General features: G+C 37.3%; 18 protein-coding genes and 1 pseudogene. 4 read left to right on the top strand and 15 right to left on the bottom strand.

All coding sequences use genetic code 11. From position 1 onward, the window contains the following. Window positions 1-315: 315 nt before the first annotated feature. The 9 genes from STRPS_RS00410 to STRPS_RS00370 form a co-directional block, all read right to left on the bottom strand. The gene (locus STRPS_RS00410; protein WP_007892751.1) at window positions 316-1,065 is read right to left on the bottom strand and encodes an ADP-ribosyltransferase; all 750 of its coding nucleotides are present in this window, start codon (window positions 1,063-1,065) and stop codon (window positions 316-318) included. A 569-nt stretch (window positions 1,066-1,634) separates the two neighbouring features. Continuing rightward, window positions 1,635-3,032 (bottom strand): C69 family dipeptidase, encoded by a 1,398-nt coding sequence (locus tag STRPS_RS00405; RefSeq protein WP_007895994.1) that lies wholly within the window; start codon window positions 3,030-3,032, stop codon window positions 1,635-1,637. Between the two features lie 106 nt (window positions 3,033-3,138). Further along, entirely contained in the window at window positions 3,139-4,050 is a 912-nt protein-coding gene (whiA, locus tag STRPS_RS00400) for a DNA-binding protein WhiA (RefSeq protein ID WP_007892723.1), read from the bottom strand. Continuing rightward, the gene (locus STRPS_RS00395; protein WP_007892731.1) at window positions 4,047-5,024 is read right to left on the bottom strand and encodes a YvcK family protein; all 978 of its coding nucleotides are present in this window, start codon (window positions 5,022-5,024) and stop codon (window positions 4,047-4,049) included. The genes whiA and STRPS_RS00395 overlap by 4 nt, the downstream gene beginning before the upstream one ends. Further along, window positions 5,021-5,911 carry an RNase adapter RapZ gene (rapZ, locus tag STRPS_RS00390; RefSeq protein WP_007892718.1) on the bottom strand — a complete coding sequence of 297 codons (891 nt, stop codon included), beginning with the start codon at window positions 5,909-5,911 and terminating at the stop codon, window positions 5,021-5,023. The genes STRPS_RS00395 and rapZ overlap by 4 nt, the downstream gene beginning before the upstream one ends. A gap of 80 nt (window positions 5,912-5,991) precedes the next feature. Further along, window positions 5,992-6,762 carry a DUF1003 domain-containing protein gene (locus STRPS_RS00385; RefSeq protein ID WP_007892772.1) on the bottom strand — a complete coding sequence of 257 codons (771 nt, stop codon included), beginning with the start codon at window positions 6,760-6,762 and terminating at the stop codon, window positions 5,992-5,994. Between the two features lie 216 nt (window positions 6,763-6,978). Continuing rightward, a complete protein-coding gene (gene asnS, locus STRPS_RS00380) occupies window positions 6,979-8,325 on the bottom strand; it encodes an asparagine--tRNA ligase (protein ID WP_007892729.1) in 1,347 nt (448 codons plus the stop codon). Window positions 8,326-8,369: 44 nt separating this feature from the next. Further along, on the bottom strand, window positions 8,370-9,560 hold the full coding sequence (locus tag STRPS_RS00375; RefSeq protein ID WP_007892744.1) for a pyridoxal phosphate-dependent aminotransferase: 1,191 nt from the start codon (window positions 9,558-9,560) through the stop codon (window positions 8,370-8,372). 159 nt (window positions 9,561-9,719) lie between these two features. After that, window positions 9,720-12,182, bottom strand: coding sequence for a bifunctional DnaQ family exonuclease/ATP-dependent helicase (locus tag STRPS_RS00370; RefSeq protein WP_007892740.1), 2,463 nt, complete (start codon window positions 12,180-12,182; stop codon window positions 9,720-9,722). A gap of 151 nt (window positions 12,183-12,333) precedes the next feature. Between STRPS_RS00370 and STRPS_RS00365 the strand changes: the two genes are divergently transcribed. Beyond that, on the top strand, window positions 12,334-13,155 hold the full coding sequence (locus STRPS_RS00365) for an alpha/beta hydrolase (protein ID WP_007892760.1): 822 nt from the start codon (window positions 12,334-12,336) through the stop codon (window positions 13,153-13,155). Between the two features lie 59 nt (window positions 13,156-13,214). After that, window positions 13,215-13,850, top strand: coding sequence for an MBL fold metallo-hydrolase (locus STRPS_RS00360; RefSeq protein ID WP_007892730.1), 636 nt, complete (start codon window positions 13,215-13,217; stop codon window positions 13,848-13,850). Between the two features lie 593 nt (window positions 13,851-14,443). On the opposite strand, the gene ftsX is transcribed toward STRPS_RS00360, so the two are convergent. The 6 genes and pseudogenes from ftsX to STRPS_RS00330 all read right to left on the bottom strand — a co-directional run bounded on the left by ftsX (window position 14,444) and on the right by STRPS_RS00330 (window position 21,190). Then, a complete protein-coding gene (ftsX, locus tag STRPS_RS00355; RefSeq protein WP_007892738.1) occupies window positions 14,444-15,373 on the bottom strand; it encodes a permease-like cell division protein FtsX in 930 nt (309 codons plus the stop codon). Then, window positions 15,366-16,058, bottom strand: coding sequence for a cell division ATP-binding protein FtsE (gene ftsE / locus STRPS_RS00350; RefSeq protein ID WP_007892765.1), 693 nt, complete (start codon window positions 16,056-16,058; stop codon window positions 15,366-15,368). Before ftsE ends, ftsX begins: the two co-directional genes overlap by 8 nt. A gap of 32 nt (window positions 16,059-16,090) precedes the next feature. Further along, window positions 16,091-17,192, bottom strand: a protein-coding gene (prfB, locus tag STRPS_RS00345; protein WP_100068853.1) for a peptide chain release factor 2 whose coding sequence is annotated in 2 segments (ribosomal slippage) — window positions 16,091-17,119 and window positions 17,121-17,192 — 1,101 coding nt in all. Because the reading frame shifts where the segments join, the coding sequence is not laid out codon by codon here. A gap of 49 nt (window positions 17,193-17,241) precedes the next feature. Next, window positions 17,242-18,359 (bottom strand): annotated as a pseudogene (gene queG / locus STRPS_RS00340) (tRNA epoxyqueuosine(34) reductase QueG). Between the two features lie 112 nt (window positions 18,360-18,471). Beyond that, on the bottom strand, window positions 18,472-20,388 hold the full coding sequence (locus STRPS_RS00335) for a fructose-bisphosphatase class III (protein ID WP_037598857.1): 1,917 nt from the start codon (window positions 20,386-20,388) through the stop codon (window positions 18,472-18,474). Window positions 20,389-20,551: 163 nt separating this feature from the next. Beyond that, on the bottom strand, window positions 20,552-21,190 hold the full coding sequence (locus STRPS_RS00330) for an HAD family hydrolase (protein WP_007892733.1): 639 nt from the start codon (window positions 21,188-21,190) through the stop codon (window positions 20,552-20,554). A 68-nt stretch (window positions 21,191-21,258) separates the two neighbouring features. Here STRPS_RS00330 and STRPS_RS00325 point away from each other — a divergent pair, with 68 nt between their 5' ends. After that, a complete protein-coding gene (locus STRPS_RS00325) occupies window positions 21,259-22,125 on the top strand; it encodes a metallophosphoesterase (protein ID WP_007892726.1) in 867 nt (288 codons plus the stop codon). Between the two features lie 17 nt (window positions 22,126-22,142). Then, the gene (locus STRPS_RS00320; protein WP_007892761.1) at window positions 22,143-22,517 is read left to right on the top strand and encodes a hypothetical protein; all 375 of its coding nucleotides are present in this window, start codon (window positions 22,143-22,145) and stop codon (window positions 22,515-22,517) included. The last annotated feature ends 95 nt before the right edge of the window (window positions 22,518-22,612 follow it).

The following is a 22,612-nucleotide window of genomic DNA, read 5'->3' as shown; positions in this document are numbered from 1 at the left end:
TCTTTCATTAACTGGTTAAAGTTTTACCGGTTAAGTATAACATTTTAAAAAGAATTTGTCACGTGATTTTCTTCTTTTAGGAACTCTTTTTAAGAACAGTAACTTCTGTATTCCTTTTGCCTATTCTATTAAACTCATTTATGGTCATTGAACAAGAGGCAACAAAGACTCTAGCAACTCCTCCCAGTTTGAACCTATAAAAAGGGCCTAGCCCCCCTGTAATCGAGAGCTAGGCTTTTGACCAATAATAGCTAGTAGCCACTTTTTGACAGTGCACACTACTTTAAAGAAGATAGTTTAAGAACTCTAAAGGGGCTAGTCACTAGATTTTAGCTTAACTTCAATATTAAGCTTTTTATCATCGTCCGACAAATAAGCACCTATCACTTCTAGTTGACTACCCCGCGGAAACAGTAATTCAAGTTCAGAAGGAACCCAGGAATAAGGTTCAACAAAAGCTGCCTTTGCCCCTCTTTTTACCCTAATTCGTAATTCGATTGGTCTTTTTATCATAGCTCCATTTTTCACCGCTGTGGTACTCATAAAACTATATTTTGTATATTGGGCGCCTGGTACAAATTTATCCAATACCTTAGGATTAAATGTACCGTTTGCATAACAGTTATCTAGTTGGTCTTGAGTAAAACCTAAATCTAAAAGGAAACTGGTGTAAACATAACGATAACTAATAATATCCCAAGGAATAGTCATTTTTTGTGTAGCGCTATCTAGTAGCTGGGCTTGTCTTTTCATTTCAGGAGTTAATTGACTGAGGTCGCCTTTAACCTTATCAAGTTGGCCATTAATGGGAACAGACTGCTCGCAAGTATAGTCCTGTATAGCCTTTTTCTCTTCTTCAGTAAATATAGTTTTATTTGCCCAGCGCTTGTTAATAATATACTTTGTAACTTCCGAATCTGTAAATTTAAAATAGGCACTGTCTCCATCAAATACAACACTATCAGCTTCATCATAATAATGTTGGGAAAATACTGTACTTTGTCCTATAAAGAAAAAAAGTGACATAAAAGGTAGTAATATAATAGTTTTACATTTTTGATTCATCCACTTTGCCTCCAACTCTAACTAATAGCCCAATTAGGACTTAAACAGCATCACATGAGTTTATAAGCTCTATTTGAGCATTTAGACAATATCCCTACCATATCAATGCAAATAACTAATCATTTGAGATAATATTTTTACTATCATATCCTATAACTTCTGGAGAAGAAAATCTGATTTTTAAACATTTTTCAAATCATGAACCATATAAAAACCTTTTATGATATTGGACTGAAGAAAAAGTCCAATATCATAAAAGGTTTTCTCTTGATGCTAACCTACTTAGGTAAGTGGGTCGGTAGGTCAAACAGTTAGGGAGGTGACTGTTTGAGGCAGACAAAAGAAGGTCATACCTACTAAAGTCTAAAGATTTCTCAGTGCCAGAAATGAGAAGTTTCTGGTATGTTTGCTAACTCGTAACCTCTCGGTTTGTGCTTCTTTCACTCGTAAGCTTTGCTAGAGGACAGACTTGAGAGTGATAGGTATGATAAAGGCAGTCGATACTTAATCTTTGTCTACTTTCTAAAAAAACTTTAAGGTTAGAAACCTTAAAGTTTTCAACTATCCTATTAATCACTTAAACTAAAACGATTGGTCATTAAGTTACTAGCATCAAAAAGAATTTTATTGAGCAGGGCTTGTGTCTCAATTTGGATATAGTCACTCATTTCCTGATTTTTCTGGGTTAAATTCACACCTTTACCTTCAGCCATCAATTCTTCGACAGCATGAAGCATGGCATGACCTTGAGCCATTGTTTTTTCAGCGTAAGCTTCTATATCACTGTCATGGTGGTTAAAATGTGGGTCGGCAATTGCTGCAATGAGGCGATTAACCCAATAAAAACTATCCGTTGAAACATTCTCACTAGTATTTGTGAAATAGTCTGGCATATCAGTCACCTGTGTAAAGAATGGTACCATAGTATTAAATGGCATTGATCCAAATGCAATCCATTGAATACCTGCAATGTCCTTAGCTTGGTGTGACCGCACTTGAAGAATTGAAGTCTGACTCGTACGATTAATACCAATCGTTCTAAATGTTTTTCGACTAACCTTATCTCCTTCAGGACCGTAGGGATCATAAATGGTGTCTTGATAATGACTACTTAAAACATATTTAATGTCTTCAATGGTTACCTTACGATAGGGTTTTCGACACCAAGGAATCGCAAAACTGCGTGGGTCTTGCTCAACCTCAGGATTTAAGAACTTTTGCATCATCCAAGCTCGTGGGGTATTGTAATGACGGTCTTTATCACGTTGACTTCCAAAAGCATAACGAGGATTGAAATGCTCGTTACTATAAGTAAGATCTAAATGATACTTATTAATAAAATCTTTAAGGTCTTCCGAACAGAGATACTCATCAGGATTATTAAATTCGAAGTGATCTATACCCAATTGATTGGGATTAGTCACATAGGCGTCGTCTGGGACACGTCTGGCAATCCAGTGATGGCCACCAACTGTTTCTAGCCACCAAATCTCATTTTCATCAGAAAAAGCAACACCATTTGACTCATACGTACCATACTGGCTGAGTAGTTGGCCTAAGCGTAGCACGCCTTCACGCGCCGATTTAATATATGGTAACACCAAGGTCAGCATATCTTCTTCGCCGATACCATCTTCAACCAGCGGATCAGCCCCTAGCACACGTGCATTAGTCGTAATTGTTTCTGTTGCACTCATAGCAACATTCTCAGAATTAATACCTGCTTCTGCCCAGATCCCATCTTTACCCAAAGCGTCAGGAACTGAGGTATAGGTCAGAGGCTTGTCAGGCAAGTCAATGGCAAAACGCGATAAGACAGATTGATAATGACGAGGATGGTTCTTAGCTGTCATCAGGGCCATTTTCTTAGGAGTAAAATCTCCATTTTGCGAATCTTCTGTTCGAGCCACTAAAGTAGAGCCATCATAAGAAGCTTTTTTCCCGACAAGAATTGTTGTACATGACATAATATATCTCCTTTATAGTATATTTAGAGTCACAAAGTCAGATGTTTAGCTAGCTGTGCTTATAGAATCATTGATAGGATGGCAAAGTCAGTTAGACTAAAATCTTTTATAAATCATCTGCGATTTTATTCAATTTACGTAAACGGTGGTTGACACCACTTTTTGACAAGGGAAACTCTAAGCTATCCGAAATTTGTTGGATAGAGTAATCTGGGTGATTGACACGGATTTGAGCAATCTGCTGCAATTCTACCGGTAAACTGTCTAAACCAATTGTCTCCATAATCTTAATAATATTATTAATTGTTTTCATGCTAGCCTGTATTGTTTTTGCAATGTTTGCAGTTTCTGCGTTATTGGCACGATTAATATCATTTCTTGCTTCTCTCATCATCTTTACTGATTCAAATAGGTCTTTACTTTCCATAGCACCGATAATAATCAGAAAATCCATGATATCTTCAGCCTTTTGGAGGTAGGTAATAGCTCCACTCTTGTGTTCAATGGTTTTAGCATCTAACATAAATTTATGCAGTAAGTCAGCTAAATCCTGTGCATGGTCTAAATACACGGAATAAATTTCTAATTGGTATTTCCCAGATTCTGGATCTCTAATCGTTCCTGTTGCTAAGAAGGCCCCCTTTAAATAAGAGCGACCCGCATCATCATCTTCTAACATCCATGATGCCATACCTGTTTCAATCCCAAAAAAAGCATCTGCTAACTTTAAATCAGAGAGGATTATTTCCACTTCTTCTGCAACAAAAACAGTGTAAACTCGATTTTTTCTTAAATTAGTTTTCTGGTGATATTTAATTTCTGGTTGAATGTGATAGCTTTGTTCGAAAAGAGCATAAATATAGCGAGCAATACGAGCATTTTCTGTGGTAATAGATAAGGTCAAGCCTTGGTTGTTTAGTCCCAATGTTCCTGATAATTTTATAATAGCTGAAAGTTCATTCTTATCACTTTTAGCCTGGTCTATCAACTCTTCTTTTACCTGTATCGTGAAACTCATAGATGTTGTTCCCTTACTAAATTCATCAATTCTTCTACCACCAAATTCCCATCATGAAAAGCTCCGCCATTTTTCAAACGTAAAAAATTAGAGGAAATAACCTTTTTGGCCTCTTGTTGGAGCCCTTTAAAGTCGTGATCAACTTGGACCAAATATTCGTCAAATTTATTAGTATTCATATAAGACTGAGGCACTTTTTCAATATTAACCAAGACAGTATCAATAAGATCCCGTCCTAAATGCTTGTTTAAAACAGAAAGATGATCAGCATCAGAAAAATGTTCTGTTTCACCATGTTGAGTCATAATATTACAGATATAGACGACTTCAGCTTTAGTGGCCCGTAAGGCCTCATTAATTTCAGGAATCACTAAGTTAGGGAGGATGGATGTAAAAAGAGAGCCTGGTCCCAAAACAATCATATCACTTTCCAAAATAGCTTTTACCACTTTACGGCTAGCCTTTGGCTTTTCATCATTATAGGTATTAGTCACATAGACATGATCAATCATTCCCTGATAACCAGAAATCTGACTTTCACCAGAAACTTCATGGCCATCTTTAAAAACAGCGTGCAGGGTCAGAGCTTGTTCACTGGAAGGAAAAATATGGCCAGTAATGTGGAAAAACTTAGTCAAAATTTGAATGGCATTGTAAGTCGAATTTTGCATCTCAGAAATACCAGCAATAATGAGATTACCTAGTGGATGACCAGAAAGAACCCCGTCATTGCCATTAAAACGGTATTGAAAAACCTTTTCATAAAATCGTGGCATGTCACTCATCGCTAGTAACACATTGCGCAAATCACCCGGAGGTGTCAGCTGCATGGCATTACGAATTTTACCTGATGACCCCCCATCATCAGCAACCGTCACAACAGCTGTAATATCAACTTCTTCATTTCGTAAGCTTTTTAAGATAACTGGAATTCCCGTACCGCCTCCAATTACCGTTATCTTTGGTTTTTTCATGATCTATTCACTGTTTCCTTACGTTTGTCTTTATCACGATGGCTTTCATTTATCGGCCATTCCTCTTTGATTCTTTCTGCAAGACGATGAGCAAAAGCGACGCTTCTATGTTGGCCACCAGTACAACCAATTGCAATAGTCAAAAGTGATTTACCTTCACGCTTGTAGCCTGGCAGAATTGGCAAAATCAATTGAACCAAGTTTTGGAAAAAATCTTCAGATTCTTGATGGTCCATTACATAATCATAGACTTCCTGATCTAGTCCTGTTTTTTCTCGTAAGTCTGCAACATAGTAGGGATTTGGTAGAAAGCGCACGTCAAATACTAAATCCGCATCTAAAGGAATCCCATATTTAAAACCAAAACTCATGACTTCAACCCGGAAAGACACCGTATTTGAGGCATTAGAAAATTGATCTGAAATAGTTTGGCGTAACTGTCTTGGAGTCAAATCGCTTGTATCTACTACATTTTGACTCATGCTCTTTAAAGGAGCTAAGAGTTCTCTTTCCAATTTAATACCGTCCATTACCCGTCCGTCTGGGGCAAGCGGATGACTTCTTCGAGTTTCTTTATAACGTGAGACTAACTCATTATCAGTAGCATCTAAAAAGAGAATCCTAAAGGTAATAGATTGTTTCCGCTCAATTTGATCTAAAATAGCATTGATTTCTTTAAAAAAACTCCTACTGCGCATATCAACGACCAGGGCTACCCGTTCATATTCATTTGTTTGACCAATGATTTCTAGGAACTTTGGCACCAATGTTGGAGGCATATTATCAATAGTGAAGTAACCTAAATCTTCAAATGATTGGATTGCGACTGTCTTACCTGCTCCACTCATTCCTGTAACAATGACAAGGTCAATTTTATTAGTTACCATTTTTCTATTCCTTTCTCAAATTTAGGTTCTATATTTTATTATAACATAGAAAAACCTATCAATGATAGGTTTCTCATAGGCTATTTTTGCGCTCTTTGTTTGATATCTGCCGCATCTGGTGTTAAGACATCGTTTTCTAAGATTTGCACTTGATTTAACTGTTTAGTGATTGATAATAGAATTTCTGTTTGTAATTTTTGAATTTGCATCAAATCTGATTGGTCTTGTAAAACAAGGTGATCAATCTTAGAATGCAATAAACGAACACCTTCTTCTGACGTTTTGTTAACCTGATAGTCATTTTTAGCTTGCAAACGATCATACTCAGATGCTCGATTTTGACTCATCATAATGAGGGGAGCCTGAATAGCAGCAATGGTAGACAGTGCCAAATTTAAGAGAATAAAAGGATACTTATCAAAAGCTAAGCCAAAAGGATTAATGATATTAAAGCCCATCCAAATAGCCATAAAAATAATAAAGGTAATAATAAAAGTCCAAGTTCCTCCAAAACGGGCAACTTGATCCGCCAAGCGTTGTCCAAATGTAATTTTACTATCTAACTGGTCTTGTACGTTTAAGATAGCGTAATTGTTGTTTTTGGAAACATCATTTACCATTTCACGGATAGCTTCGTTTTTTAATTTAGCACTTGCAATCATCTCATCCAGGTAGTTGAGGCGATAGGTGGCTAAATTTTCCTGACTGATAAAAGAGGTCGAATCCAGTTCAGGATGGTCATCCATAATTAGTGCTTGTAATTGTTCATCAAGTTCATAGAGAAAAACTCCCTCAGTAGAAAGATACTTTCCACCATCAATGGCATCGATTACCCAACGTTTTTTGTTCATATGTGACCTCTTTCTTTCTTATTGATGCTAACTACCTTAACCTCAATAAGAAACTTACTCCTGTAAGTTAGTTTATTTTTGATACTATTGCTTTTAATTTTCAAACAATATAACCTTTGACATTATCCTCTTCTTAACTTAAATATTCCTTAAATAAAATAGCTTCGTAGCAAGTATCAAAAAACCCATTCGTTGCGAACAGGTTTAAAGCTTTGGTTATGGTTTGATACGATGAAGCATACGTGGAAACGGAATCGCTTCACGTATATGTTTTGTTCCAGCTACGAAGGTAACCATGCGCTCAATTCCTATTCCAAAACCACCATGAGGCACGGAACCATATTTGCGAAGGTCTAGGTAAAATTCATATTCTGATTTATCCATCTCTAAAGCATCCATTTTTGCAACAAGAGCTTGGTAATCATCTTCACGCATGGAGCCTCCAATAATTTCACCGTAACCTTCTGGTGCTAAAAGATCGGCACAAAGTACGCGCTCTGGGTTGCCAGGAACAGGTTTCATATAGAAAGCCTTGAAGCTTGCTGGATAATTTACGACAAAGGTTGGGACCCCAAAGTAATTTGAAATCCAAGTTTCGTGTGGTGAACCAAAATCATCACCATGTTCAAGGTGCTCATAATCTGTATCTTCATCAGCCTCATGTTCTTGCAAAAGAGTGATCGCATCATCATATGAAACCCTTTTAAATGGCTCAGCAATATAGCGTTTTAGAGCCTCTACATCGCGTTCCAAAATCTCAAGAGCTTGGGGAGCTCTATCAATAACTCCTTGAATTAAAGCTTTTACGTATGCTTCTTGTAAATCAAGGGATTGATCATGGTTTAAGAAGGAATATTCAGCATCCATCATCCAGAATTCTGTTAGATGGCGACGTGTTTTTGATTTTTCTGCTCGGAAAACTGGACCGAAGTCAAAGACCCGTCCTAATGCCATTGCACCAGCCTCAAGGTAGAGTTGCCCTGATTGACTTAGGTAGGCTGGTGTTCCAAAATAATCCGTTTCAAACAATTCTGTAGAATCTTCAGCAGCATTTCCTGATAAAATAGGACTATCAAATTTGATGAAGCCATTTTGGTCAAAAAATTCATAAGTTGAGTAAATGATGGCATTACGGATTTGCATAATGGCCATTTGTTTACGTGACCGTAGCCATAAATGACGATTATCCATTAGGAAATCAGTCCCGTGCTCTTTAGGTGTAATGGGATAGTCAACTGATTCGCCAATAACCTCTAAATCAGTAATATCCAGCTCATAGCCAAACTTCGAGCGCTGATCTTCTTTAACAACTCCAGTTACTTTGACAGAGGTTTCTTGGCTAAGACGTTTAACGATATCAAATTTCTTAGCTCCTTCTTCTTCTCCAAATTGCTCAATAAAATTTGGCTTAAAAGCTACTGCTTGGAAAAAGGCTGTTCCATCGCGTAACTGTAAAAAGGCTAGTTTTCCTTTGCCTGACTTGTTAGCAACCCAAGCACCGATTGTAATTTCTTGTCCGACAAATTTCTTAACATCAATGATTGAAACGTATTCTTTTGACATAATTCTCTTTTCTTTCTTAAATTCTTCCCTATAATGACTTTAGTTTACAAGATATGACTGGCCATAAATGACTTAATGCGCGATACAGCTTCCTTTAAGGTCTCTAAATCAGTAGCGTAGCTTAGTCTAATATTTTCCGGTGCCCCAAACCCTGCACCTGTCACCATGGCTACGCCAACGTCATCCAAAATAGCATTTGTAAAATCAGTGACATTAGAAAATCCAGTCATTCGCATGGCTTGAGCAACATTTGGAAACAGATAGAAGGCTCCTTGAGGCTTGACCAATGAAAAACCAGGAATTTCTTCTACTAGTGGGTAAATAGCATTGAGTCGTTCCTCAAAGGCCTGTCGCATAGTTTCAACAGACGATTGGTCTCCACTTAAAGCCTCAATCGCAGCATACTGTGCTACTGTGGTTAAATTTGAAGTGGTTTGACTCGTAATCTTTGCCATTGCAGCAATAATTTCCGGATCGCCAACTGCAAAACCAACTCTCCAGCCTGTCATTGAGTAGGTTTTGGCTACTCCGTTAACAGTTATGGTCTGCCGTCGGATAGCCTCAGATAAAGTTGAGATTGGGGTAAAAGAATTCCCATTATAAACCAAACGCCCATAGATATCATCAGCTAGGATAAGAATATCGTGCTGAACGGCCCATTGACCGATAGCCTCTAATTCTGTTTTACTATAAATCATTCCCGTCGGATTAGAAGGTGAATTAATTAATAACACTTTGGTTTTATGAGTTCGGGCAGCTTCCAGTTGTTCAAGGGTAATTTTATAATTGTTGCTAGCAAGGCAGTCTACAAAGACTGGATTACCTTCTGCTAATTTAACTTGATCAGCGTATGAGACCCAAAAAGGGGTTGGAATTATCACTTGATCACCAGGGTTGAGAGTAGCCATAAAAAAAGCATAAAGGATAAATTTAGCTCCTGTACCAGCCACAATTTGATTATGAGCAACTGAATAGCCATAGAAATTTTCCATGTAAGTAGCTATAGCACTTTTTAACTCTGGAATGCCGCTAGCTGCTGTGTAAAAGCTAGCACTTCCATCCTTAATTGAGGCAATTGCTCGCTTTTGAATGGCTACTGGTGTTACAAAGTCTGGCTCACCTACGGTTAAACTCAAAATATCACGGCCTATTGCTTTTAAAGCCTTAGCGCGAGCACCCGCAGCTAAGGTAATACTTTCTTCCATTTCTAGAACTCTTTTAGATAGCTTTGTCATGACCTCTCCTACTTAGCGTGTATGCTCCTTTAAGACGTATTTCAATTATAGCAAATACCTTTTGTTTTTCAAGGTCAATCTTCTGTGAGCTTAACTTAGGCGAGATTGCTTACAAATGAAAATGAATTCTTAAATAAGGTATCAATCTTATCTTTTCTATTATAACAGAAATTGTCTTGACTCAAGTAAGCAATTTTCGAATGTTTCACAACTGATAAGAAATTCCTCACCTAAATTTGCTAAGACTTCTGGACCGTATGATTTGGTTATAAGCCTTTTATCTAATAGTAAAATGAGAGACTTTTGTTCTTCACGGCGCATCGTTCGGCCAATTGCTTGTTTTAATTTTAGAATGGTCATTGGCAAGAAATAATCTTTGAAGGGATTTCTTTGTTTAGCCAGAAGATAAGCACTCATCTTTTTAACATAGAAATCCTGAGGGTTATCAAAAGGTAACTTTGTAATGACCTCAATCATACGATCTGCTTGTACAAAATCAACGCCTTCCCAGAAAGCCCCCATTCCTAATAAAATAGATTGTTCACCCCGATCAAAGCGTTTTTTGATATTATAAGCAGTTCCATTTTTTTCTTGTGCTAGGTGAGCTAGATTCCACTCTTCCAAAATATCCGATACCAAAAAGAGATGGCTGCGAGAATTAAAAAGTACTAAGATAGGTAATTTTTCGTGATTTAAGGCATAAATTCTCTTAGCCAGTGCCCTGCAATAGTCCTCTTCATTCACTTCACTGATGACTGGCATCTCTTGGTCAATCATTATTTTTTGGTGTTTTGATTTCAAATGGTCAATTTTAGCAAAGTGGTAATTGTCAAAGCCTAGTAAATAAGCTAGATTCACCCTCTGACTGATAGCTAAGGTAGCCGAAATAAAGAAACTTTTATGGATTTCTGGTAAAAGGTGCTGAAAATTAATGAAGCGCTGAGTGCTGGCATTAAGAGAGATGACCCGCTTTTCATCTTTAGTTTCACTACTAATCCAATAATCGGTGTCAGGGTATTTAAAGATAGCATGTAATGCTGAAAAACGATTAGTGTCTAATTCTTTTACAATGTCACTCAGTTTTTGTGATGCTTTGGGATTACTAGCCTCATACGACCGCTTTTTCAAAGAAGTTGTCGCCATATCATTTAACTCAAAAATAAGGCTTTCCAGCAGACGCTTCTCTAAAAGCGATTGTGGACTCTCTAGGGCTCTTGTTAAATCTTGTAATAATTGTTGTAGATCAATTTGTTTACGAGATAGTTGGTCCAACTGCAACAGTAGTCTTTGTGCTTCATCAAAAACGAGGATTTTATTACGGGCAAATGCTTTATCATCCTCTATACGATGTAAAAAATAGGCATGATTGGTTAGTAAGACCTTAGCACGCTTAGCCCTCTCGTAGCTATACCGCCAATAGTCATAATCATAAAATGGTGACCCTTGGTTCAAATCTCCATCGTGTTGAATCGTATCAAAGAATGCAGCATAGCGCTGTTTTTGCTTAATCTCATCAAGATCACCCGTTCTTGTTTCTAGGAGCCAAACTAATAACTGCAATTTATAGCGATTAACCAGTCGATTATCTTCTACTTGCTGAAGACTTTTGTGAAAGAGATCAAGTTTTATGTAATTAGCAGGCCCTTTGAGACTGTGACAATCAATCTGAAAAACCGTTTCGATAGCAGCGAGTTCTTTAGCAGTCATCTGATCCTGGAGGATTTTAGTTGGTACACTAACAAGGACCTGTTGCTCCTGTGTCTTTGCTAAAAGAGGAAGCAAGTAACCATAACTTTTTCCAATACCTGCCTGCGCTTGAATAAAACTGGGCTCTGAGTAGGTCAGCCCCTCTTCAATTAAAGCTGCAAAATCATTTTGCAACGGTCGGTCCTCAAGACCTAAAATAGCCGTATTGATAGAAAAATCTTGTGATAGTTTTTTAGCCTTTTTTGTTCTTTGTTTTTTGGGAAATAGGATACCTTCTACTAAATCGTAATGCCTTTTATCATAAGATTTAGCTTTAGAAAGGGCTTGAGTAATGAGCTGACCGCTTTCAAAAATAAGATTATCAGCAAAAACCGCCATCATTTCCAATGTTTCTCGGGGCAGAGATTCTATTTTCTTTTGAATCTTGATAAATAGTTTGGCCGTAGCTAAGGCATCATCAATGGCTGTATGAGCATGTGCTAAATGCAAGTCCATATTTTTAGCTAGATGACCAAGATTGTACTTCTCTAAATTTGGAAAAAAGACTTGAGCTAATTCAACAGTATCCATCCTTGGTGTCAACAACTCAAAGCCTTCAAAAAATAAGGCCTCAGCAAGAAGATTAGCGTCAAATTTAACATTATGTGCCACAAAAACACAATCTTTAATTAGTTCAAAAATCTGACTGGCCACTTGAGAAAATTCCGGAGCTGAAGCTAATTGCTGATCAGTAATACCAGTAAGGGATTTAATATGTTCTGAAAGCTTGCTGTGAGGATTAATATCGGTTTGAAAACGATCAATTATCTTTTTATTTTCAACGATAACTATTCCTATTTGAATAATGCGTGCGTCTGATCCTGCATTGGTTGCTTCTAAATCAATGACGGCATATTTTGTTAATTGTTCTGTCATAGTAGATTAATTATACCATTTTTCAGCAAATCTTTTCTGACTAAACCCATCTTTAAAGCAAAGCTGAGGAATGAATTTGTTTCAAAAGGTGTTCTTTGTTTCTTCAAATCGTGTTATAATAAAGCTGAAATTTTAACAAAGGATCTGCAGAATGGTTGATACATCTACTAACCTGAAAACCCATTTTTTTGCACTGCCATACACAAAGAAAAAGCGACGCGTCCGTGTTCTCCTGCCCAATAATTATTCAGAAAAAAATACTGTAAACTATCCTGTTTTATATATGCATGATGGACAAAATCTCCTTTTTGATCAGGAATCCTTTTCAGGTAACTCCTGGAAGATTATAGAATCCTTACAAGCACAAGTATTCCCTGACATTATTGTCGTTGCTATTGACCACGCCGATACCTATCGTCTACGGGAGTATGCTCCTTTTCCCTTTGAAAAAGTGATCCCTCACGCAGTTCCAAAGGATGGGGGTAATGGCCAAGATTACGCTAATTGGGTAGTGACTGAGCTTAAGCCCTTTATTGACCTTAATTATCGAACTAAAAAGGACTTTGAGCATAGTTTCTTAGCTGGCTCTTCTATGGGAGGCTTAATCACGGCCTATACAGCAGCCCAGTATCCTAATGTCTTTGGTGGCTTGGGAATTTTCTCTATTGCTTCTTGGACCTGTGAAAAGCAATTGTTAAGCTTTTGTCAAAGTCATCCTTTAAATCCAAAAACCAAGCTTTACCTCCAGGTAGGAACCAATGAAGGGGACCTGTCAAATCAACCTTCAAATCCTCAAAAAAATCAGACTTACATTACTAACAGCCTCAATTACTATAAACAAATTCTTGCCCAAGGCTTGCCAATTTCGCAAATAGATTTTGCTATTATTGCTGGTGCCCAGCATACAGAAAACGTGTGGGCTCAGCAATTTCCACATTTCTTGAACCACCTTTTGAAGAGTAACCCCATCTAACTCAAATTGTTAACACATTTTGCTTGTGTCAACTAGAATGGATTTGTTAAACTAAACTTATGAAAATCATAACTGTTACCAATGCTATTGCTAGCGAAAATACCTATATTTTATCTAATAATGAGGCCATTTTAGTGATTGATCCAGGGAGTAATGGCGACAAAATTTGTCAGGAAATTAAAAAATTGGCTAAACCTGTTGCTGCCATTCTTTTAACTCATACCCATTATGATCACATTTTTAGTTTGGAGAAAGTTAGACAAAGCTTTAACCAGCCACCTGTTTATGTTTCAGGAAAAGAAGCTTCCTGGCTCTTCACCCCTAAAGACAATTTATCTGGCCTATTACGACATGCTGATATCCCAGACATTATTTGTAAGCCCGCAGAACAGCTCTTTGAATTTGAAAAAGATTATCACTTAGCTGGTTTTACCTTTTCCGTGGTGGAAACTCCTGGCCACTCCATTGGGGGCCTCTCCTTTATTTTCAAAGAACATGAAGCCATTTTCTCTGGCGATGCACTCTTTCGCGAAAGTATAGGACGGTCTGACTTGCCAACTGGCAATTATGAACAGCTGATTGAAGGTATCAAAGAAAAACTATTGACCCAGCCTTCATTTTTCAAGGTTTATCCTGGCCATGGCCAGATGACAACAATTGCACATGAAAAAAATAGCAATCCTTTTCTAAGCTAAAGCCTATCAAGTGAACTTGATAGGCTCAGACTGAAAAAGAGATCTATTCCTTACAACTATTAATTCTTTAAAATAAAAGACTTTATTTAGCTTGCTCAGATAGTAGCTTAAAGAGTCACTTCCATGACTCTTTAAGATATCAAAAGGCATTCTAGGCCTAGATTGGGAGCCTAAGTCAAAAGTTCTCCAATGCCAGAAACCAAGTGTTTCTGGTATTTTTGTTAGGCTATCAAGCAGCTCAGTCAACTCGTTTCACGCACAGGCTTTGCCTAAAGATACGAGAGATTTAGTGATTTGTTAACAAAAGACTATTTTGTCATAAACTAAGGGACTGAGACAAAATGATGGTAATTTTTGAGATTCCCTGCCATTACTTTTTCCAATTGATAAATGAAATCTAAAAAGCGAACAAAACTCGTTTTCTGATACTCAGAATGCTGTCTTGTTCGCTTGTTATCTTTGAGCTTAGACTCTTGTCTTAGTCTCTTACGTTATTCTTAGCATATTATCTAGGCTAGGCCATTAAAAATCTACTCAATACTATTTCCTCATCAACAGCTAGACAAGAAGACCGCAAAATCCCTTTTCTGAAATTAAAATTTCAAATAGCGTCTCATTGAGAGGACTGACCCTAGGGATCCAATAATGATACCGATGACAAATAAGATACCAATTAAAAGATAGAGATAATAGTTAATTGGGTACATTGACAAACCATTGAGTTGAAGCTGGGGCGTAAATTGTCGATAGGCATATTCATATAAATAAAAGATAAGGAGAGATGGGAAAACAGCTCCTAAAAAGCCAACCCAGGCTCCTTCAAAGAAGAATGGTCCACGAATGTAAGAATTTTTAGCTCCCACTAAGCGCATAATTTCAATATCTCGTTGACGGTTCATAATAGTCATACGAATAGTATTTGAAATAAGGAAGACCGCAACAATCAGCAATAATACTGTTCCTATCAAGCCCCATGTCTTAATAAATGAGGCAAATTTAAAGAGTTTATCTGAATTAATACCACCGTAGTCGACATCTTCTACACCGTTAATGCCTTTGATAATTGCACTAATCTTTTTAACTTGAGATGGTTTCTCAGTTTCAATCATATAAATGTCTTGAAGGGGGTTGGTGTCTTTATCATACATTTTCCAGACATCGCCCATAGAGTCTTGTAATTTTTGTAATTGTTCATCTTTGCTGGAAAAATTAATTTTTTCAACACCTTTTATTTTGGCAATTTGGTCATAGATTTTGTGGTATTTGTTATTTTTGACCTCTTTGCCATCAACGGTTTTAACAACTTCTTTGGCATCAGTAGAATCAACATTTAAATAAGTATTAATTTGAATATTATTTTGAACCCCTGAAGCAACCCGTTCAATGTTTAAGAGGGTTGCAGCAAAAATCCCAACCAAAGTTAGAGTGATTGCTACTGAGCTAATTGCGGCAATAGTCATCCAAATATTTCGTTTGAGATTCTTAATAGATTCCCAAATATGACGGAAAAAATTTCTAATCATCGTAGCCGTAATCTCCTTCCTCTTCATCACGGACAATACGTCCGTCTTCAATCGCGATTACTCGATGGCGTAGAGAGTTAACGATATGACTATTGTGCGTTGCCATCAAAATAGTTGTTCCTTGGACATTGATACGCTCTAATAAGTGCATGATTTCCCAAGAAATTTCTGGGTCTAAGTTACCTGTTGGTTCGTCAGCAATCAACAGTTTAGGATTATTGACAATAGCACGCGCGATAGCAACCCGTTGCTGTTCCCCACCTGAGAGTTGGTTTGGGAAAGAACGCATTTTATGTTTCAAACCAACTAGCTCAAGCACCTCAGGAACACGTTTTTTAATATGCCGAGGCTTAGCACCAATAACTTCCATAGCATAAGCTACATTTTCAAAGACTGTTTTCCGCGGAAGTAATTTATAGTCTTGGAAGACAACTCCTATATTACGACGTAAAATAGGAACTTCTTTTGCTTTTAATTTAGGTAGATTAAATTCACCAACATAGAGTGATCCACTTGTCACTTTTTCCTCACGATAAAGGAGCTTGATTAAACTGGATTTCCCAGCCCCAGAAGGGCCTACCAAGTATACAAATTCACCTTGATTAATTGAGAAATCTAAATTCCTTAAGGCTGTTGTCGAACGTTTGTATTTTTTCGTAACGCCCTTCATTTCAATTAATGCCATTCTACTCTTCTTTCTAGCTTTAGCTTATTTTTTTAGTCATCATTCATACGCCATTTAAGATAGGCATCAATAAAGCCATCAATATCACCGTCCATGACCTTATCAACCTGAGCTACCTCAAAATTGGTACGATGGTCTTTTACCATTGTATAGGGTGTGAAAACATATGACCTAATTTGGCTTCCCCAAGTGATTTCTTTCTTATCACCCTTGAGGGCATTGACTTCTTCTGCTTTTTTATCTTGTTCCATTTGGTAAAGTTTAGCCTGCAACATTTTCATAGCACGGTCTCTATTACCATATTGTGTCCGATCTACTGTTGAAGAGACAACAATACCAGTTGGAATATGTGTCAAACGGACACCTGTAGACACCTTGTTAACATTTTGTCCACCAGCACCGCCCGAACGGAAGGTATCCATCTTGATATCATCATCTCGAATATCAACCTCTATGGTATCATCCAATTCTGGCATAACCTCCACAGATGTAAAGGAAGTATGCCTTCTCTTTGCTGAATCAAAAGGAGAAATCCGAACCAATCGATGAACTCCCATTTCTGATTTTAAGAAACCATAGGCATTAGGACCCTCAAAAGATAGAGTGACTGATTTAATACCAGCCTCATCTCCCGCTTGATAGTCCAAGGTTTCAACTTTAAAACCTTTGGCATTACCAAACCGCGTGTACATTCGAAAAAGCATATCAGCCCAATCTTGAGCCTCTGTGCCACCTGAACCAGGATGAATCTCCAATATGGCATTATTATGATCGTAGGGTTCTGACAAGAGTAAAGTCATTTCATAAGCTGCTAAAATCTGGTCCAACTTTAACAAACTTTCTTCCAACTCTCCCTTAACCGACTCATCTTCTTCCAACATTTCCATATATAGTTCTGTCTCTTCTGACAGATTTTCCATATTGTGGAAAGTATCAAACTTGACCTTCAATTCATTGAGCTCTTGTGATGTTTTCTGAGCCGCAATAGTGTCGTTCCAAAAATCCGGCTCAGTCATTTGATTTTCTAACAGAGCAATCTCTTCCTCTAAACGATCTAAGTCAAAGAGACCTCCTGAAGCTAGTCAACTTCTCTTTATTTTCTACTATCTTTTGGCGAATTTCTGCCACTTCCATGGATTTACCTCGTTCTCGTTTTTATCTTCATTATTTTAACACATTGGCATCAAAATTGCCATTTTGTCCTGAGGCTCTCAAGCTCCTTTTGACTATCTAAGTCCTTTGGAGATAAGCTTTGCATATAGGCAATCATCTCTTGGTTAGGCTTTTTAATCAATTCACCAAGCGCCCAAATGGCTGTCGCTACATGAATAGGATTATGTTGTTTATCGATAATTTCCATCAACTTAACAATGGCCGATCGATCATGTCCATTTGCCAGGGCAATAATAACATTCCGTTGTAAGATATTTTTACCACGCCACGAAGCCGCAATGTGACCAAATTTGGCTTTGAACTCTTTGTTGGATAGTTCTAAAAAAGGGATTAACTCAGGTTCTGCTAAATCAGGATCAATCTTACTTGCTAATGGGTTATTAAGGCCTTTATTGTAAGGACAACAAATCTGACATATATCACAACCATAAATAACGGTTTTGATTTTCTTACGAAATTCTAAAGCCATCATGCCCTTATCTTGAGTTTGAAATGACAAACAGCGTTTGGCATTCATAGTTCCATCACCAATTAAACATGATGTAGGACAAGCATCTAAACAACGCCTGCAATCACCACAGTCATAATCAACAGGCTGATCTGGCTCAATATCAAGATTGGTAATCAGTTCACCAAGATACATATAAGAGCCAAACTCTTTTGAAATAACCAAGCCATTTTTACCAATAAAGCCAATGCCAGCTCGTCTAGCCACTGCTGTATCTACTAAGGCTCCGGTATCAACCATCCCTTTATATTCAAAATCTTGAGTCAGAGCCTCAATTCCAGCTGCTAACCTTTGCAATTTGTCTTGCAAAACATAATGATAATCAAGTCCCCAAGAATTTGGTGTGATTTTCCCACGTTTATACTGCGTTTTTTGAGCTCGGACAGGTAACTTATGAGGATATGCAACTGCAATAGAAATAATTGTTTTAGCTGATGCTAATGATAGTTTAGGTTTAATCCGTTCTTCAATTACTTTATGCTCAAAACCAGAAATACGATCCTCTTCAAGAGCTAATTTTAAGGATTTTTCTAAATAGGAAAAATCATCAGCTGTTGTAAAACCGATTTTGAAATCCCAATTTCTTTTGCTAGCTTTATAATTTCCGCTTTAAGTTCCATATTACTATCATAATGGAAAAATATAAAGACTTCAAGACTAAGCAATGACTTCTTGTAACAAATATTAAATTGTAGTAACAAAAAGAAACTGGTTAGACCAGTCTCCTTCTAACTAGTATTGGTCAAAATGGTGGTAGAGGTGATCCAAATCAGCTATTTCCTGCAATAATTTCTTCCCATTATCTGTATCTTTTACTAATGTCCGGTCTTCAACCTGTTCAACCAGACGCTTGATAAAGATAATATCGCACTTTCCTTCTAATACGTCTTTGACAGACGAAAAAGGCTTATGTGCCACCAACTCTAACCCATAACTATTGGAGATCAAGGTGTAACCTGCGATTCCAGTAGTTTTTTGATAACCTTTAGCTAGTCCACCGTCAATGATAATAATACGACCATTGGCCTTAATTGGAAGCTCACCACCTTTTTCTTTAACAGGTGTATGACCGTTAACAATATGGCCATTAGCATCTAGGCCAAATTCTGCCAAAATGCGGAGACAAATTTCCTCATCTTCCCTTAAACGGTAATAAGGATTTTTTTCCTCATGGTGGCTAGCTTTGTCAGCGATATAATAGCGCTCAAAAGTGGTCATTCGATTTTTGCCAAACAATGAAGAAACCTCACCACACCATAAATACCAAAAAATATCTGTCGCTAAATCTTCATGTTGGTCGCGATTCTTATAAGATTCTCTGACCTGTTCTTGGAAAAAATCAAGAAGAGCCTTACCGGAATAAATACAGTTGCCAAAGCGCATAGACTTAAAGTCCCCGTTAGAATGCATTGGCATACAACCATGGAAGAGTAAATGATTATTAGAGATATGATACATTGCCCCTTTCTCCATCAAGAAGTCAATGTGACTTTCCAATTTTTCTGAACTTTGAAAACGATACATGAGTCCTTTTAAGATTTGCTCTTCTTCTTCCGTCAAAAGCTCAGCATGATCCCAGACAAGCTTATGGTAAGGGAATGATTGCAAGGGGTAAACCTTTTTACCAAGTTTAATGGTCTTTTTTTCAGGATCGATTTTTGAGAATAATTGCCAAGCTTCCATACCAAATTCCGGACGCCGCTTAATTAATTGATGTTCTAGTTTGAATTGTAAAAGGGCTGTCGCTTGCTGTAATTTGTTTAGTGTCAAACGCTCTGATTCAGAAATATGATCGCCGTCTAGAATCGGGTTAAAAACGGCTTCTTCGTTGAAGTAACGATGACTATAATCAATAAGACGGCGTAAATTAATACCATAGCGATCTTCAATGAGAGCCAGTGAATTATACCTAGCCGCAATGCGAATCACATTAATCATACATATATAAGAGCCAGACATTGCCCCAATCCAAGTTATATCATGGTTTCCCCACTGAATATCAATATTCTGGAAGCCTTTTAAACGATCAATAATTAAATCTGGGTATTGCCCCCTATCAAAAATATCTCCCACAACATGAAGATGATCAATAGCCAAGCCTTGAATTAGATGGGCAAAAGCAATAAAGAGGTTATCCAACTGTTCAAGCTCAGTAACTTTTGAAATAATAGCATTATAATAGTATTGTTTATTTTTATCTGGCTGCTCTTTCGTTAGCAGTTCTTCCATGATATAGGCATAATCTGGTGGAAGCATCTTTCGCACCTTTGAACGGGTATATTTCCCGCCAATATATTTGACTAATTGTAAGAGATCGAGCAAATAATTGCACAATTCTCTATTTAAAGTTGCTTGGTCCAATATTTCTTGACGTGCTTGGATTTTTTCCACGGGGTAATAGATATATTGACATAGCGTTTCGATATCTGCTACCTTTTTTTGTGGAAAACATTCTTGGATTTTCTTTTTAATGGATCCTGAGCCGTTTCGTAATAAATAGTCAAAAGCTTGGTATTCACCATGCAAATCACTCAAAAAATGCTCAGTTCCCTTGGGCAAATGGCAAATAGCATCAAGATTAATCATCTCTGTAATCAAAGAGGATTTTGTTGGAAACTTTTCCTTTAATAATTGATAGTACTGCAACATGGCTAGGCGAATAGTCCTTTCTTTTAAATGATGAGCAATAGTGGTCTGAGACAAGTCCCTATCATTATTTTAAAATTTATTTTAAGAAAATGCCAGCATAAGACGTAAGCGCATACAAAAAAGGTACCCAATGATACCTACAGGCTTTAGTTATTTTTAAATGTTACTTTAAGACCTCTAATAAATCACCTATATCATTAATCTGACCATTAGCCGCTGATTGGTTAATCCCATAGCGATAATCTTTGATAGCCAAAACAGTAATCCCGGCCGCTTTTGCGGCAGCAATTCCCTTTTCACTATCTTCAATAATGAGGACTGCTTCCTTATCAATTCCTAATAATTGTGCAGCCTTTTGATAAATTTCAGGATTGGGTTTGGCATTCAGGACATCTTCTCTTCCCAAAACAAGGTCAAAATAGGGCATGATTTCTGACGATGTCAAAGCCCAATGCACATCTCTTGTCTGGCTATTAGATGCTAAGGCCAGTTTATAGCCCATATCTCTCAACTCTTTAAGTGTTGATTTGACTTGAGGAAATAAGAGTTCAGAATAAGGTGCCGGATGCTCTTTTTTATAGCTCTCATAGTCCTTCTGAATGATGTCTCCATCTAATTTAGCAGTATTCTGACTAAGAAGTTTTTGCCAGACTTGTTGCAAGTTCCCTCCAATAAATTCCTTTGCTTCCATATGAGCAATTGAAAGACCATGTTTATCTAAGAACTGCCTACGGCGTTCAAAATAAAAGTCTTCGGTGTCAAAAATGACCCCATCCATATCAAAAATGATTGCTTGATACATGTTTTTCCTCCTGAAGCCCTATTTTACCATAAATAGCCAAGTTATTTTATTTTTGTTAAAATAAATGCATGACTAAATTAGCTATTATGAGTGATCTTCATATCGACCTCAACCATTTTGACAAAGACGAAACAGATGTCCTTATCACTGTCCTTAAAGAAGAGGCTGTTGATCACCTTCATCTAGCTGGTGATCTAGCTAATCATTTTGAAGAGACGGCAAAACCTTTTCTAGGCTACTTAAACCAATTTATCAAGGTCACCTATAACTTAGGCAATCACGATATGTTAGATTTAAGTGAAGACAGTATTGAAGCTAGTGATTTCCATATCTATCCTTTGAGTAATGATTCCTCTTTACTAGCAATCCACGGCTGGTACGATTACAGTTTTTATCCTCTCAAAACTGAGCAAGAAAATCGAGCATTTAAGAAGACTTTTTGGTTCGATCATCGACTTAAAAGAGAACAGTCTGATCCTCAAATTACGGATACAATCTGTCAAAAACTTGAAAGGATACTTTATCAGTTAGCAGATAAGCGCCTCATTGTCGCTATGCATTTTGTTCCTCATCAAGCTTTTTTGCTATCTTATCCTAAGTTGAAGCCTTTTAATGCTTTTTTAGGCAGTCATAAATTCCATCAGATTTTTGTAAATACTTCTGTTACTGATGTGGTGTTTGGCCACAATCACAAGCGCATTAAAAACACCGAGTTTGATGGAATTACTTACCATAGTAAGCCCCTTGGGTATATGAAAGAATGGCAATTAACAGATCGCTTTTTAAAGCAGTTTCCTCACTATTTAACCAAGGAAACTGATGATCCTAACAAACACTTTGCTGCTATCCAAAAAGAAGAGGCTTTTATCGCCTATCGCCAAGAACACCTGGCAGAGGAATTTCGCTCTGCAATGACTATTTTTACCATTGATTAGAGAGGGGGATTATTAGCATGAAGCTAGAACGACGAACACGATTTGCTAAAATTGGTGCTAAAATGACCGTCAACATTGGCCACAGGGAGAAAGTTCTTCTTAAAAATGGTCAAACAGTCAGTATTCCACTTGATAAAGACGGAGAGGAAATCTTCATTCGACAATGGTTTGGCAAGAAACTAAGAGTCTATGATCAGGATTTTTATCTGGTTGTTGATAATCCTCTCAATGTTATCTTATTTTGGTCAAGTATCCTCCTCATTCTCATTAGTCATCTCCTTTTAAGCTTTGATTCTAATCTCCTTTGGTGGCTCACCATAATTGGGATCCTTCTATTAGCTGGGAGCTATTTAAGGCCTCCTTGTTATTTCAAAAAAGCAAAAGAAGATTAACTGAACTGCACCCCAAAAGTTAGACAACAAATCTAACTTTTGGGGTGTTTTTCTATGAAATTAAGTTATGAAGATAAAATTGAAATCTATCGCTT

The sequence above is a fragment of the Streptococcus pseudoporcinus LQ 940-04 genome (assembly GCF_000188035.1).
Lineage (GTDB): Bacteria > Bacillota > Bacilli > Lactobacillales > Streptococcaceae > Streptococcus > Streptococcus pseudoporcinus.
This window is presented reverse-complemented; position numbering and strand designations above follow the sequence as displayed.

What these genes read in the sequence shown, in the direction of transcription:
- STRPS_RS00410 (WP_007892751.1), bottom strand. Translation starts at nt 1,065, where the DNA reads ATGAATCAAAAATGTAAAACTATTATATTACTACCTTTTATGTCACTT.
- STRPS_RS00405 (WP_007895994.1), bottom strand. Translation starts at nt 3,032, where the DNA reads ATGTCATGTACAACAATTCTTGTCGGGAAAAAAGCTTCTTATGATGGC.
- whiA (WP_007892723.1), bottom strand. Translation starts at nt 4,050, where the DNA reads ATGAGTTTCACGATACAGGTAAAAGAAGAGTTGATAGACCAGGCTAAA.
- STRPS_RS00395 (WP_007892731.1), bottom strand. Translation starts at nt 5,024, where the DNA reads ATGAAAAAACCAAAGATAACGGTAATTGGAGGCGGTACGGGAATTCCA.
- rapZ (WP_007892718.1), bottom strand. Translation starts at nt 5,911, where the DNA reads ATGGTAACTAATAAAATTGACCTTGTCATTGTTACAGGAATGAGTGGA.
- STRPS_RS00385 (WP_007892772.1), bottom strand. Translation starts at nt 6,762, where the DNA reads ATGAACAAAAAACGTTGGGTAATCGATGCCATTGATGGTGGAAAGTAT.
- asnS (WP_007892729.1), bottom strand. Translation starts at nt 8,325, where the DNA reads ATGTCAAAAGAATACGTTTCAATCATTGATGTTAAGAAATTTGTCGGA.
- STRPS_RS00375 (WP_007892744.1), bottom strand. Translation starts at nt 9,560, where the DNA reads ATGACAAAGCTATCTAAAAGAGTTCTAGAAATGGAAGAAAGTATTACC.
- STRPS_RS00370 (WP_007892740.1), bottom strand. Translation starts at nt 12,182, where the DNA reads ATGACAGAACAATTAACAAAATATGCCGTCATTGATTTAGAAGCAACC.
- STRPS_RS00365 (WP_007892760.1), top strand. Translation starts at nt 12,334, where the DNA reads ATGGTTGATACATCTACTAACCTGAAAACCCATTTTTTTGCACTGCCA.
- STRPS_RS00360 (WP_007892730.1), top strand. Translation starts at nt 13,215, where the DNA reads ATGAAAATCATAACTGTTACCAATGCTATTGCTAGCGAAAATACCTAT.
- ftsX (WP_007892738.1), bottom strand. Translation starts at nt 15,373, where the DNA reads ATGATTAGAAATTTTTTCCGTCATATTTGGGAATCTATTAAGAATCTC.
- ftsE (WP_007892765.1), bottom strand. Translation starts at nt 16,058, where the DNA reads ATGGCATTAATTGAAATGAAGGGCGTTACGAAAAAATACAAACGTTCG.
- STRPS_RS00335 (WP_037598857.1), bottom strand. Translation starts at nt 20,388, where the DNA reads ATGTTGCAGTACTATCAATTATTAAAGGAAAAGTTTCCAACAAAATCC.
- STRPS_RS00330 (WP_007892733.1), bottom strand. Translation starts at nt 21,190, where the DNA reads ATGTATCAAGCAATCATTTTTGATATGGATGGGGTCATTTTTGACACC.
- STRPS_RS00325 (WP_007892726.1), top strand. Translation starts at nt 21,259, where the DNA reads ATGACTAAATTAGCTATTATGAGTGATCTTCATATCGACCTCAACCAT.
- STRPS_RS00320 (WP_007892761.1), top strand. Translation starts at nt 22,143, where the DNA reads ATGAAGCTAGAACGACGAACACGATTTGCTAAAATTGGTGCTAAAATG.